At 44.5% G+C, this 659-nt stretch carries 1 pseudogene; it reads left to right on the top strand.

From position 1 onward, the window contains the following. Positions 1 to 659, top strand: a pseudogene (locus tag IQO02_RS20010) (IS3-like element ISVisp1 family transposase); the annotation flags it as partial.

Genomic DNA, 659 nt, shown 5'->3' with positions numbered 1-659 from the left:
AAGGGGTTATTATGGAAGATAAACGTAAGAAAAGGACTCAGATCCCGAGCCAGAAAACTGAGTCTAGTCGGATTGCAGAGCTCGAACGTCAGAACGAACAACTTAAGCTCGAGAATGACTTGCTAAAAAAGTGGCAACGATTCGTTGCCCAAGAAAATCGACAAAATTCCGATTCATAGCCCATTACAAAACGCGTTATTCCATTGTATTGATGTGCCGTTTTCTATCTGTTTCTAAGTCGGGTTACTACGCATGGCTTGATAGAGAGCCAAGCCGCTACGATCAAGAAGAGCAGGCTTTGAAGAAGCGTATAATTAAAGTGTTTACCCAGAGTCGAGAGACCTACGGTAGCCCACGAGTTCATGCAGAACTGAGGCGCCAAGGAGTTTTGGTTAGCCGCAAGCGTGTGGCTCGGATCATGAGAGAGCAAGGGCTAAGAGCACGAAGTTATCGCATTTACATGAAAATGGCCAAGCTACATCGGTTCTATCAATCGATTAAGAATATTAAAAAAGACACACCAAAACCAACGGCAGTTAATCAACAGTGGTCTGGAGACCTAACGTATATCAGGCAAGGCAAACGTTGGATGTATCTAGCGGTCGTTATTGATCTTTACTCGCGTAAAGTCGTCGGTTGGTCGCTTGGTAGTAAGAAGA

It is taken from the genome of Vibrio sp. OPT24 (assembly GCF_015163545.1).
GTDB lineage: Bacteria > Pseudomonadota > Gammaproteobacteria > Enterobacterales > Vibrionaceae > Vibrio > Vibrio cyclitrophicus.
This window is presented reverse-complemented; position numbering and strand designations above follow the sequence as displayed.